The organism is Paenibacillus pseudetheri, assembly GCF_924513355.1.
GTDB lineage: Bacteria > Bacillota > Bacilli > Paenibacillales > Paenibacillaceae > Paenibacillus_AQ > Paenibacillus_AQ pseudetheri.
This window is the reverse complement of the sequence record NZ_CAKMAB010000006.1, coordinates 13,673-27,157: the sequence shown is the minus strand read 5'-3', so window position 1 is coordinate 27,157 and position 13,485 is coordinate 13,673. Positions and strand designations below refer to the sequence as shown.

The 13,485-nt window shown below is 45.6% G+C and carries 8 protein-coding genes; 2 read left to right on the top strand and 6 right to left on the bottom strand.

Annotated features, from left to right (window positions below; genetic code table 11):
• Together L1028_RS07150 and serS are read right to left on the bottom strand one after the other, a co-directional pair.
• Nucleotides 1–4,228 (bottom strand): chitobiase/beta-hexosaminidase C-terminal domain-containing protein (locus L1028_RS07150; RefSeq protein WP_234532610.1); only part of this gene is annotated, 4,228 nt, incomplete at its 3' end.
• A gap of 401 nt (nt 4,229–4,629) precedes the next feature.
• Nucleotides 4,630–5,916: a serine--tRNA ligase gene (gene serS, locus L1028_RS07145; protein ID WP_234532609.1), complete on the bottom strand. Its 1,287-nt coding sequence runs from the start codon at nt 5,914–5,916 to the stop codon at nt 4,630–4,632.
• 147 nt (nt 5,917–6,063) lie between these two features.
• Between serS and L1028_RS07140 the strand changes: the two genes are divergently transcribed.
• Nucleotides 6,064–6,267: a hypothetical protein gene (locus L1028_RS07140; protein ID WP_234532608.1), complete on the top strand. Its 204-nt coding sequence runs from the start codon at nt 6,064–6,066 to the stop codon at nt 6,265–6,267.
• A 146-nt stretch (nt 6,268–6,413) separates the two neighbouring features.
• Complete coding sequence (gene ssuE, locus L1028_RS07135) at nt 6,414–6,962, top strand: NADPH-dependent FMN reductase (RefSeq protein ID WP_234532607.1); 549 nt, start codon at nt 6,414–6,416, stop codon at nt 6,960–6,962.
• A 172-nt stretch (nt 6,963–7,134) separates the two neighbouring features.
• Here ssuE and L1028_RS07130 read toward each other — a convergent pair whose 3' ends face one another.
• From L1028_RS07130 to L1028_RS07115, 4 genes are all read right to left on the bottom strand, one after another.
• Entirely contained in the window at nt 7,135–8,166 is a 1,032-nt protein-coding gene (locus L1028_RS07130) for a ribonucleotide-diphosphate reductase subunit beta (RefSeq protein WP_036682584.1), read from the bottom strand.
• 247 nt (nt 8,167–8,413) lie between these two features.
• Nucleotides 8,414–10,747 (bottom strand): ribonucleoside-diphosphate reductase subunit alpha, encoded by a 2,334-nt coding sequence (locus L1028_RS07125; protein ID WP_234532606.1) that lies wholly within the window; start codon nt 10,745–10,747, stop codon nt 8,414–8,416.
• 55 nt (nt 10,748–10,802) lie between these two features.
• On the bottom strand, nt 10,803–11,318 hold the full coding sequence (gene nrdG / locus L1028_RS07120) for an anaerobic ribonucleoside-triphosphate reductase activating protein (RefSeq protein WP_234532605.1): 516 nt from the start codon (nt 11,316–11,318) through the stop codon (nt 10,803–10,805).
• Nucleotides 11,315–13,300 carry an anaerobic ribonucleoside triphosphate reductase gene (locus L1028_RS07115; RefSeq protein WP_234532603.1) on the bottom strand — a complete coding sequence of 662 codons (1,986 nt, stop codon included), beginning with the start codon at nt 13,298–13,300 and terminating at the stop codon, nt 11,315–11,317. Before L1028_RS07115 ends, nrdG begins: the two co-directional genes overlap by 4 nt.
• Between the last annotated feature and the right edge of the window lie 185 nt (nt 13,301–13,485).

Sequence of the window (13,485 nt, the reverse complement as noted above, 5' to 3'; positions counted from 1 at the left end):
TAGCATCGATGGAGATTAATTGGTCTTTCCAATTTGTCAGTACGCCATCTTTGTTGAATTTAACCTCAAGTTGACCAAGGAAAAGTCCTTTTTCACCGGTCTGTACAATAAGCTTCGGTGCATTAGAATCGCTGTTATCTACAAAGGCTTGATCCAGTTTCGTGTGGCTGTGACCACCGACAATAATATCAATGCCATTAACCGCTTTGGCTAGCTTGAGATCTTCTTCGTAGCCAAGGTGTGAGAGAACAATAATCTTGTTAACCTTTTCTTTTTGCAGCATAGCGACAGTTTCTTTTGCCTTCACTACAGCTTTCTCGAAAGTCACTTTACCTGGTGAAGCAATGTTTGCTGTATCTTCTGTGGTCAGACCAATGATACCAACCTGTTCGCCGTCTACGTCTTTGATCAGTGCAGGGTAGATGGTTGCCGCTTTACCCGAACGACCGATTTCATTGGTAAACATTTTGCTTAGAGTATCATCCGCAGAGAAATTCACATTGGATGAGACAAAAGGGAATTTAGCGTTACCGATGAATTTAGAAAGAACTTCAGGTTCTTTTTCATGTTTATCAAATTCATGGTTTCCGAAAGTCATAGCATCATAACCAACTAAATTCATGAATCTGAGGTCTGCTTGACCCAGATACTTGTTGAAGTAAAGCGTTCCGGAGAATACATCACCTGCATCAAGAAGAATAGGGTTCTCTGTAGTTGCCTTAGCATTTTTGATTGCCGTTACACGGCGCAAGATGTTATTTGGTGAGCTTACCGTATCTAGTCCTGCATGCGTATCGTTGGTGTGCAGAACCGTTAATGGGAAGTCTTCAACAGCATTAAAATCAAGCTGTGCCAAAACCGCATCATGATCGGATACCCGACCTTTCGATGGTGAGAAGTCGGCATTTAGATGGACAACATCTACTTTGGAAGAAGCCGTCAGATTTTTACTGACAAGAATATGATCCAGTACTTGAGAGTTTCCGTCATAGGTGTACGTATACCGCTCATTTAAAGGCAGTGTATCGATCAAATTGTCTAGCTCTGTGCCTTTTAAGAGGGTTGCAGTTTTAGTGAATTGGAAATCATTCAAATCGCCAAGAGCTACGACGTTGGCTTCAGGATTTGCAGTCAGAACCTCTTTGACAAATCCGTTTACGATCGCCGCGATTTTATGGCGTTGTGTTTCACTGGATAATACAGGTGGCTGTGCGATCCCGAAAGGACCATTATCGCCGCCTTTTGAATTGAAATGGTTTGCGATCACAATCACAGTTTCGCCACCAAATACAAACTGTGCAGCAAGGGGCTTACGTGAGCTTGCAAATGCGGAGTTTGTTGGATCAATTCGTCCAGGATTATAGGTTAATTGATTTGACGCTGCATTGTAGCCGATTGCTTGTGTGGCACTACCTTTTTGTCCATTTACACTATTAGCAAGCTGTACTCTTGCAGGATTATACAGGAATCCTACGCGAATGTTTCCGCCTGGGGCTCCGCCATCCTTATTGTTCTCCGGTGCGATGTCTGTGTATCTGTATACAGGGCCACCAGCGGCTTCAATAGCTTTAATTAGCTCATTTGCACTTGCTTCAGTGATACCGTTATCGGCTTCACCATTACTGTCCTGCATTTCGACAACGCCGATAATGTCAGGCTTTTTCATATTGTTCGTGATGGAGTCGGCTAGTTTCTGGATTTTTGTTGCTCCGACGCCCGGGTAGAAGTTCTCAATGTTATACGATGCGATCAACAGCTCGCTCTCATTAACTTCAAGAGTAGTTGTTTCTTGCTTAAAGGTACTTGGAGTAATGGCTGGTAGCTTACCGTTCTCCGGAATTACTTTAAAGTTGCCATTGTTGTATCCGATGACTCCTGTAACATCTCCAGCGAATTTATCTCCGGTGATAACTTCTTGACCCGGATTTCCATAAGCAATGATGAGACGCTGAGGATTGAATTGATTGTATTCTTTGAGAACTAGTCCACCAGCTGGTGTGATGACATCAGGTGTATCATTCTCTATTCTTGTTGGGATGTTATACAGCATGGAATTTCCGTTGCCGCTTGTCCAGTAAGGACTGATAATCGTAGGTGTAGGCAGTTTGACAAGCATACCTTCTAACGATTCATAAAAATCAATTGCATCTTCATTTGGCTCAAAATTAGCCATGCCGTCATTGTCAATTATGGTAGACGGAATGACTCTCCCGCCTTTACCAAGTACGACAGGTGCCGGCACAGTATAACTAGAAGAGGGGTCTGCTTTTATTGAAGTCATAGTAATTTGAGTGGAGGTTAGATTGCTCGCATTCCCTTCGTTATACTCGGAAACGCCTCCACTAACACGCACTAAATCTCCAACTTCAGGTTTAAGGGATGCATTAGTGCTGTAAACGAAAATACCTTCCGATGTGTTCACATTATCATCCGGCTGAGGATCCTGCATAAAGAAACCTCTATAAGCGCCAGTTGCGAATGTGTATCCGTATTGGGTAACGATACCTTCTACATCCGTAACGTTCTGACCTGCATACTCAGAAGTATGAGATTCTCCTTGGATATCATGTATACGAGGGAGATCAGAAGCTTTATAAGCAAAGGTATACACCTTACTGGTCTTGCCATCTGCTACGACAATTGCATTAATGGTAAGATCTTTACTAACTGTAATTGGATCTGAATAAAGCTTGCTTGCTGCTGTTGGTTCTGTTCCATCAGTCGTGTAGTAAATCTGTGCTCCAAGGGTAGGACTAGATAGGGTCACAGAACTTCCTTTAATGATACGACCTGCACCAGGGCTGGCCATCACGGAAAAGGTTTCTTCCACCAAAGCATTTTCGTTAAGTGGAATGAATTGGTAAGTCGTATTATACTGCTCGATAACCCCAGTGATGCTGTCAAAGGTTTTGTCTTTTACCAATTTAGGCAGGGTAGAGAAGATGGTGAATTGCTTGTCACCTTGACTTGCTGTCACCGTGTTTCCATTCACGCTGACTATGGTGACATTGTTCAGGGTTACCAGCTGAGCTTCGTAGCTTTCGCCGTTCGCTGCAGACAAGTCGGTTGCTGTAATCAATTTTGGTGCAGGTACTCCAGCATCTGGAGCAACTACAGCGTATTGAAGTTCGTTAAGGAATTTGATTTCTTGCAGGTTGCTGTAGATATCCATAGTGCCACTAACTTCAACACGATCTCCAACGTTTGCGAACTCTGGGAATCCGTAAAGTACGATCCCGCCGGATCCATCCTGAATATACATTTTTGCCGCATTAATGTGAGTTACGATACCTTCTGTTGAAATATTCTGGCCTTTACTTGCAAGGCGTGCTGTTGCGACGTCTGTTTTGGTTAGAATTGTGTAATTAAAAGCCGTTATAGGGCTGTCCGGCATATTTGGTTCTGAAGCGTACGCTTTAATCGTAGTTTCCTCAGTTAAGGTAATAGGCCCTGTGTAAGGTTCAAAATTAGTTGAACCACCTGATCCATAAACAGCTGCATAGACAGATGCTCCAACTGTAGGAGTACTCAAAGATATTTCTGTGCCCACTGGCCAGGCATTAACGGCTGGTGAAGCAACTACGTTACTAGCTGTCTCCGGTGCTTTACCATAACTACTATTGCGTGGACTTGCTGCTTGAACAACAAAATCCGTAACGTTGTTATCTGTATCTAAACCACGGCTATCTGCTGGTGCACCAGCTGCAGCTTTACGAATAGCGGCTGTCGCGTTGGTTAGAGCAGGGGTTGGACTCCCCTCAACACCTGTAGCTGTACCATAGCCAACTAAATCAATTGTATTATTGGAAGGATCAACTAAGTCGACTTTACCGTTTGTCCCACCCATAGCCAGGGTACCTGCGGCATCAGGAGTAGGTAGTGCAGTAGATCCTCCTGTTCCTGCAGCCTCTTGGACAAGGTAGTATCCATTTGCAGGAATGGTTCCTGTTAATTCTGTTCCGCTGCTAAAGGTTCCAGTTGCAGAAGTATACCGAACTTTCCATCCAGTCAAGACTACTGGTTTGTTGGTAGGATTGTATAATTCAATAAAATCATTCTTAAACTCTGATCCGCCGTTTCCACCACCGCCATAAACTTGCGAGATAACAATATTACTATTGTCCGGTGCTGCTTCGGCAGTCTGAACAGCTGGTAGAACGCTGCCCACACCCATTAGAATGGCTAGTCCAGTAGTAAACCATTTCCTTACTCTTAAAGAAATATTCATTTGGATAAATATTCTCCCCTCAAATCTTTATTAACAACCTACTAAATGTTAGCACTCATATGTAAAATGAAAGGTTGTCTTACATGAATATATAAAAAATTAAAATAAGAAGTTATTGCTTCCGCATAAAGACAGTGCATAAGCACAAAAATGATTAAAAATTTAGTGTTTTTAGACAATGGATAATACAAATGTAAATTGTATGTTATATATGATGATGGATTGTTTATGGATTACAATAAATCTATTATAGAGTTATGTTAAACTTTACATTTTAATAACCATAGAGAATGAACAATTGACCCAGGTATAACATTTCTGGACAAAAATAATGCCCATCCAGCTTCTTATTAAGAAGTGGAAGGGCATTATTCATTTCAAATTTATACGGATAAAACATACTACTGTTGTGGAAGCTCTAGCCGCTCTAATCCATCCATATATTTGCGCAGCGCCTGAGGGATGTAGATAGAACCATCCTCTTGCTGGTGATTCTCCAGCAGCGGGATTAGAATTCTTGGCGTAGCCACTGCGGTGTTATTTAAGGTATGGCAGTATTGTAAGCGACCATCCGCATCCCGAAAACGGATGCCCGAACGGCGAGCTTGGAAATCGAGTAGATTAGAAGCCGAATGGGTCTCACCGTATGCGTCTCTGCTAGGCATCCATGTCTCGATGTCATACTGCTTATGCGTCTTCAGGGACATATCCCCTGTGCAGACAGCCATGACTCGATAGGGGAGCTCTAAGAGCTGGAGAATGTGCTCGGCATTCGCGAGGATCTCGTGAAGCATCTGGTCTGAGACACCTTCATCATTTCGGCATAATACGACTTGTTCAATTTTCGAGAATTGATGAACACGATACAGACCACGAACATCTCGCCCGGCTGATCCAACTTCACGGCGGAAGCAGGTCGACATTCCGGCCAGCCGCATGGGTGTGTCTAGCTCTACAATCTCGTCGCTGTAGAGCGAAACTAGCGACACTTCCGATGTGCCTACCAGCCAGCGGTTATCTCCGCTGAGCTCGTACGTCTGATCCATCCCACCGGGGAAGAATCCGGTTCGCTCCAACGCTTCAGGGCGGACAATCACAGGAACATCCATCACGGTGAATCCGCGTGCAGTAAGCACATCTAGGGCTAGTCTCTGTACAGCAAGATGTAACATCAGTCCGGCTCCTTTAAGCACATAGCTGCGGGGGCCGCCTGCTTTGACGCCACGAGGGATATCAATGATATCGTGGAGTTCACCTAGCTCCACATGATCACGAGGCGTAAAGCCGAATTCCGGTACCGCTCCGTTCAACCGCAGTTCTACGTTATCGTTATCATCGTGTCCGATAGGTGTATCCTGCGACACCGGATTCGGTGCGAGTAGCATGAGCTCTCTACAGTGGCGTTCAGCCTCGTTCAGATCTGCTTCCAGAAGGTTCAGCCGATGATTGAGTTCTCGTACCTGTGCCTTGACGATTTCTCCAGCAGGGCGGTCACCCTTACGTAGTAATTGTTCAACCTCTTTAGTTAGCCCATTACGTTCGGCTCTCATTTGTTCGGTTTCTTGGCGCAGGCCCCGGCGCTTTTCATCCCTATCCAGCAATTCATCCAGTGGGAAGTCGACTTTTTTCCAGGTGGCAGTGTTTCTTACAAGTTCCTGATTATCCTTGATCCAGTTCATTTCCAGCATATCGCTCGCTCCTTTTTGGTTAAAAGATAAGAAAGTGTAAGTTTCACACTTCACTGTATCCTTCTATTTCTCGCACAAACACTTACCGTCCTTATAAGGACGCGGAAGGTGTTTATGCTTAAAAAAACGCAAAAAACGCCCTCATCCATGGGACGAGGAGCGTCAGCTCGCGGTGCCACCCAGGTTGATCGAATCTCCTTAACAACGGGAAAGAATTCGACCCTCTTTGGTCTTCGCGGTAACGGGCGAAACCCGGTGAACTTAGGGAGTCATTATAGGCTCCGGTCGCAGACGCCTCACGGTTGGATGCCGGTCATTGGCTTGATTCTTGGATTTAATATTGTTGCTTAGTATATCGCAAGAGTGGGATGAGCGCAAGCGTTTATGGTTTGACAATAATATCTAATCTGCGATAGGATTAATATTAATTTAAAGTATTCCTGTCGGGTTAAATATTTGCAGTGTGAGCTGCTTAATGGAATGAAAGAGGTGGAGAAGTGGCTAAAATTGTTGTGATTAACGGAACGCCTTCCCTGGTATCGCGCATCAATGCAGTTATAGAGTATGCGGAGGCAAGCTTAACCAATCAGGGCTTTGAGGTTGAGCGTATTAACGTAGCTGAGCTACCAGCGGAGGATTTGATTCATACCAAGTTTGAGAGCGATTCTATCGTCAAAGCGAATGGCCTTGTAGCCGAGGCGGATGCGGTAATCGTGGTTAGCCCGGTTTATAAAGCCTCTTATACAGGCGTGCTGAAGACCTTCTTGGATCTAGTTCCACAAAAGGGGTTGGCCGGCAAAATCGTACTCCCGCTCTTCATGGGTGGCAGTCTTGCACATCTTCTCACGATTGATTATGCATTGAAACCTGTGTTGTCTGTACTCGGTGCACGTTACATTCTTGGTGGAGTATATGCCGTGGATTCTCAGGTGGTTCGTAATGATCACGGAGTGGTAGAGCTTGCTGAGGAGCTGAAGCTGCGTCTGAATGATGCATTAGCTGAGCTGGCAGAAGAAACTACACATCGAGTAGATCGTAAGTCTTAAGACTAAGCAGCAGGCATTTATTTCGGATGGATTCATACCAAATATATAAGCGTCTCTTACAACCCTGGTACAAGGGGGGGGGAGGGACGCTTTTTGCTGTAGCAAAAAGGCCATCTCACTGCGAAAGTTGAGAATGGCCTCTTTTTTATATAGGGTTCGTTATAATCCGATCTTACAAATCGTCGAATCCGTTATCGTCGCCAACTTTACCGTAGTTGCGGGACTTGGCTTCGAAGAAATCGGTTTTGGTGGCATTAAGCGCATCGTCGGAGAAAGGCTTGATCCAAGGCATGCAGTTAACATCAACACCTTGGTAAGCTTTTTCCATACCCATCAAGGTTAAGCGTTTGTTCGCTGTATATTTGATGTAGTCACTAAGCTCGTTAAGATCAATACCACGGACATTAGTAAGGGTGTAGTAAGCCCAGTTGGTTTCAAGCTCTACCGCGCGGTCGATCGTACGATACACGTAGTCCATGTTCTCTTTAGTGTTCAACTCAGGGAAATCTACAAGCAGCTGCTTAAATACTTCTGCGAAGAAATAGCAGTGCTGATTCTCGTCACGTTGGATATAAGAGATCATTTGGCTGGTAGCCATCATCTTCTGGTCACGGGCCAGATTGTAGAAGAAGGCGAAGGTGCTATAGAAGAAAATACCTTCCAAGATGAGATCCGCTACCAACGCATGGAAAAAGGTCTGTCTCGTAGGGTTATCACGGAATTCTTGATAAATATCAGAGATAAACTGGTTGCGTTCCAGCAGGACAGGGTCTTTTTTCCAATATTCAAAAATTTCTTTCTGCTCACTTTCCGACACGATAGAGGAAAGAACATAGGAATAGGATTGGTTATGCACCACTTCTTGTTGTCCGATAATGGCAGAGATAGCTTCTAGAGAAGAGTCAGTAAAATAACGCTTCACGTCGCTTACGAACATCGTCTGCATCGAGTCTAGCACGGCGAGCAGGGAGATGTTGATCTTAAATACGCGTTGCTCCTCTGCATCGAGCATAGGAAATTGTTGCGCATCTTTGGACATTGGGATTTCATCCGCGATCCAGTGATTAAGCAGCAGTACCTTGTACAGCTTGTACATATGTGGCATGCGAATATCGTTCCAGTTCAGAATACCGGAGCACTCACCGTCGATGATGCGTGTGGATTGGTTGGGTGCTTCAGTGTTAAAAATCTTTTGTAGTTGCATTTATTTTCCCTCCATTTTTTTGCGCGGGTAATCTTTCTTTGGTGTCTTGTTCATAGAAAGGCGGTGATGGAGTAACGGAGAGGAAGTTTGGAGCTGTAGGAGCGTCAGCGACCGCCTTTGTCATCGGATGTCATCCGCTAATAGCGGTAAAGATCAAGACATCTGATGACAACAGCGGCCGGAAGCCCAAACATTCCTTGCAGTTACGAAATTCATCATCGTTTTTCTATTCAGGGCACTAAGATAATTAGCTAGCGCAAGAATCACACTCTTCTATTGTCAAAGCACGGCTACGCACATAATAAGTTGATTTCAATCCGCCCTTCCAGGCGTTCAGATGCAGCTCAAGGAACTCGGTAGCCTTGATGTCAGGACGAACATACAGGTTGAAGCTTTGGCCTTGATCGACGTGACGCTGACGAGCAGAAGCCATGCGGATCGACCAGTTTTGGTCAATTGTAAACGCAGTTTTATAGTACCAGATCGTCTTGTCGGACAGATCCGGTGCTGGGTTAGCGATCTTGTAAGTTGTTTTCTCTTCATAGGAAAGCAGTTCATACAAAGGATCAATGCTGGCTGTGGAGCCGGCAATAATCGACGTGGAACCGTTCGGCGCAATCGCGAACATCCATGCGTTACGAACACCGTCTTTAGCCACTTCTTCTTGCAGCTCGCGCCATTGTTCAGTGGTTACATATTTACCTTCTTGTTCACCGCTAACGTAGCCACGTGAAGTGAAGTATGCGCCTGTCTCCCAATCGGAACCGGCGAACTTCGGATAACGGCCTTTTTCACGGGCAAGCTCCATGCTCGAACGTACCAACAGGTAGTTGATGTGTTCATACAAATGATTGTTATATTCTACGGCTTCATCAGATTCCCAACGAATGCCCTTGAGTGCCAATAGGTGATGCAAGCCGAATGTGCCGAGACCCACTGCGCGGTATTGGCTGTTCGTGTATTGTGCTTGCAGAACTTCAATATTATTAATGTCGATTACGTTGTCCAGCATACGTACTTGGATAGGTACAAGTCTTTCCAGTACACCAGCTGGAATCGCACGTGCCAAGTGAATCGAATTCAGGTTGCAGACTACGAAATCGCCAGGGATTTTGGAGATAACAATCCGGGTCTTGCCATCTTTGGTTACTAATTCTTCCTGTTCAATAACGGTAGCGGATTGATTCTGCATAATTTCTGTGCACAGATTGGAAGAGAAGACCATACCTTGGTGACGGTTCGGGTTCGTCCGGTTAACCGTATCACGGTAGAACATATATGGAGTACCTGTTTCGAGCTGTGATTTCATAATCCGTTTCATGATGTCGATCGCGGGAACTGTAATACGGGACAATTCCAGATTGGCTGTAGCTTCAGCATACTTTTCACGGAAAGTGCCTTTACCAAGCTCTTCATCGTAGAAGTCTTCCAGACCAAGCGGACGACCGTTCTCATCCGTCCAGCCCATAACCTTCTTCACTTCATGCGGGCAGAAGAGGTTCCAGTGGCTGCGCGATTCAACGGCTTCCATGAACAAGTCCGGCAGGGTTACACCGTGGAATACGTCATGTGCACGCATACGCTCGTCACCATTATTTAGCTTAAGATCGAGAAAAGCGAGAATATCTTTATGGAATACATCAAGGTAGACAGCGACAGCACCTTTACGTGTACCGAGCTGATCTACACTGACTGCTGTATTATTCAATTGGCGAATCCACGGGATGACGCCGGAGCTTGTGTTCTTGTGGCCACGGATATCCGAACCGCGTGCCCGTACTTTACCAAGGTAAACGCCGATACCGCCACCCATTTTACTAAGACGTGCTACGTCTGTATTGGAATCAAAGATGCCCTCTAGGGAATCGTCTACTGTATCAATGAAGCAGCTGGAGAGCTGTCCAGCGACCTTTTTACCGGCATTGGACATTGTAGGGGTAGCAGCTGTCATGTAGATGTTGCTCATAGCCCAGTAAGCTTCTTTTACAAGCTCAAGACGTTTCTCGGCTGGCTCACGGTGCATCAGGTACATAGCAATAATCATATAACGTTCTTGTGGAAGCTCCATTACACGGCCGTCAAAATCATGCGCCAAATAACGGTCGGATAGCGTTAGCAGACCAATATAGTCGAACAAAAGGTCGCGGGTATAATCGATACACTCACCTAGCTCGATAATTTGTTCTTTGGTGTAATGACTTAGAAGTTCTTCACGATAGATTCCTTTTTTCACGAGATCCGTAATTAGTGGGTACAGCTCACCGTAAGGCTCTTCAGGATAAGCTTTATAGCGGCGATGAACAGCTGCTTTTTTATAAAGGGTAGTCAGAAGGGCACGGGCAGCTGCGAACTTCCAAGTAGGCTCTTCTTTCGTTACAAGCTCAAGAGCACTCATAGTGAAGGCGTTGCTGATTTCTTCTCCGCTTACGGAGTCACGGCGCAATTTGGAATTTACTCCCCGCAGCAAAGTTTCTTTATTTAGTTGATCAAGACCTTCCAAGATACGGTCGGCGTAGACGGAAAGGCGGTTCTCATCAAAAGCCAGTTGGCGATTGTCTGGTTTTACTACGAATTGCGGCATGGTTATTTCATCCCTTCTTATTTCAAGTTAATTTTCAATATCAAAAATTGATATATTATAGCGCAGCAGGCTGCCACAGAAAGACTTCCGAGCCGTTCATGCTGGCCGGAATGTCGATAATGCGTTGGTTGGAGCTTCCTCGGTAGAGAAGCGTAGTATCTTTCAGTTCTTCTACAAATCTTCCATCTATTAACACCTGACACTGCTTAAGTAGATTCCACTCCGGCGAACCGGGAAGGGCGGTTAGTTCCTCATACGTATAACCACTGTAAATCCAGATGGGGAAACCTGGCAGCACGGCGCGAAGCTCATGAATGAACCCCAGCACCTCTTCTGCCGAGAAAAAAGGATCGCCGCCTGCCAGTGTTAGACCATCCAGCAAAGGGTTAGCGGCGATTTCTGCAATGATTTCATGTTGACGTTCTAAGGTGAAGACTTCTCCATATTTGAAGTTCCATGTCTCGGGATTAAAGCATCCCGGGCAACGATGGCGGCAGCCGCTGATGAAGAGGACGGCCCGCATGCCCTCTCCCTCGTTAATCGACTCCGGATAGTATCCGCAAATATTCATAGATGCTTAACGCGATCCCGTACTTCGGCTTGTTTGGCGGCATTGAAGCGGGTCTGATAATCGCCAGTTAAATAACCTGTAACTCTGCGCAAACGACGGATGTGCACGTCATTCTCATGTGCGTTGCAGGAAGGACAGTTTGTCCCAATTACACCTTCGTATCCGCAGTTGGAGCAGCGGTCAATCGGATGGTTAATGCTGAAGTAGCTGACCTGTTGTTCTAGCGCGTATTTAATGATTTTGATAAAAGCCGATGGGTTGTTGCGGGCATTGCCGTTTAATTCGACATAAGAAATAGCCCCGGCATTGCAGTATTCATGGAAAGGAGCTTCCAAGCTGATCTTCTGAGCAGCACCCAGATCGAAGTATACAGGGATGTGAAAAGAGTTCGTATAATACTCACGGTCAGTTACGCCCGGAATAGAACCCAGTACCTTGCGATCAATCTTGGTGAATTTGCCAGACAGGCCCTCTGCTGGTGTTGCGAACAAGGTAATGTTGAGATTCAGTTCCTCACTTTTAAGGTCGCAATACTCCCGCATGTGACGCACGATAGCCACAGCCTTGGCATGGACTTCCATATCCTCGCCATGGTGTTTGCCGTACATGGCTTTCATGCATTCCGCCATGCCGATGAAGCCAAGCGACAGACTACCATGCTTCAGCAGTTCGCCTACAGAGTCTTCAGGAGCGAGATTTTCGCCGCCTTCCCAGACGCCTTCTCGCATCATGAAATCAGACGCTTTAGCTTTTTGTGCGGCTTGGATGTTGAAACGATGAAGAAGTCCTTCCAGCGCAATATCCATATAATGATTTAGATCCTCATAGAAGCCAACTTCGTCTGCGACGCTACGTCGGCCTGTTACTGTGCCGTGTGCCAGACCGAGCCGAACCAGATTCAGTGTATTAAAGGAAAGGTTGCCCTTTCCGGAACAATGGTTACGCCCAAAACGGTCACCGAGCACTCGGGTGCGGCAGCCCATCGTAGCAAATTCCGTATCAGGATCACTTGGATCATAATACTGCAAGTTGAGCGGAGCGTCTAGATTAGCAAAGTTCGGATAAAGTCTGCGTGCAGAACATTCCGCTGCTTTTAGGAACAACTCATAGTTAGGATCGCCTTGCTGTTGGTTGACTCCTTGCTTACATTTGAAGATTTGAATCGGGAACACGGGTGTTTCTCCACTGCCAAGTCCATTCATCGTTGCTGTTAGCAGGGAACTGATTACAAGCTGACCTTCTGGTGAAGTACAAGTGCCATAATTGATGCTGGTAAACGGAATTTGCCCACCGGACCGGCTGGACATGGTATTGAGATTATGTACCATACTTTCAGCCGCTTGCAGGGTTTCAATTTCGGTTTCCTTTAGTGCAAAACGGAACGCTTTTGGATATAACTCCGCCAAATCGGTCCGGCTCATTGTAATCTCGCCCAAAGATTCATTAGCTTGTCCCTCATCAAAATAATCCAGACCCTTGCGGAACAGTTTAGCGAAGGATTTGGTTACATAAGGTGCCAGATCATAGTCGAGCTTATTGGCGGATACGCCGCCATATTGAGCATTTTGCTGGGATTGAAAAATGATTGCTACCAGTGACATAGCTGTCATTATGGAGTTCGGAGGACGAACACTGCCGTTGCCGGTGTTGAAGCCTTCGCGGAGAAGCTTATCAAACGGGATAAAAATGCAGTTAGTCGTTCCGATTGCGTATTGATCCAGATCATGCACATAGACGACATTGTCATCAATGGCTTGCACTAGCTGCGGTGGCATCGTAAAGTTGCGGGCGTACCATTTCGAATATTCACTGCCGAACTTGCTCATTTTACCGGAGAAACTCTCTCCGTTCAAATTGGCATTCTCGCGCAGCAAGTCCAAATCCCGGCTGTCGATAATATCGCGTCCTAAATCAATGAGCTCTTCTAAAAGAACTTCTCGTGCATTTGTTGTACCGTTAAATTGTCTCTCCAACAACGTCATTGTATAGTTCTCCTCTCAGTCTATCGTCCTATCATTAAGAAGTGGGGCCGCATAAGCGGCCTTATATTCATTGTGATCTCATAAAAAAAGCATCCCCTAGCGAGGATGGCAGAAAATGCCCGATGCGTTATGTAAATATCCACACAGATATTTGCAGTGGTCTCTAAGAAGATGACCGCATGCGG

Coding starts and splice junctions, on each gene's coding strand:
- serS (WP_234532609.1), bottom strand. CDS start 5,916: ATGCTGGAAATGAACTGGATCAAGGATAATCAGGAACTTGTAAGAAAC.
- L1028_RS07140 (WP_234532608.1), top strand. CDS start 6,064: ATGGGACGAGGAGCGTCAGCTCGCGGTGCCACCCAGGTTGATCGAATC.
- L1028_RS07130 (WP_036682584.1), bottom strand. CDS start 8,166: ATGCAACTACAAAAGATTTTTAACACTGAAGCACCCAACCAATCCACA.
- L1028_RS07125 (WP_234532606.1), bottom strand. CDS start 10,747: ATGCCGCAATTCGTAGTAAAACCAGACAATCGCCAACTGGCTTTTGAT.
- nrdG (WP_234532605.1), bottom strand. CDS start 11,318: ATGAATATTTGCGGATACTATCCGGAGTCGATTAACGAGGGAGAGGGC.
- L1028_RS07115 (WP_234532603.1), bottom strand. CDS start 13,300: ATGACGTTGTTGGAGAGACAATTTAACGGTACAACAAATGCACGAGAA.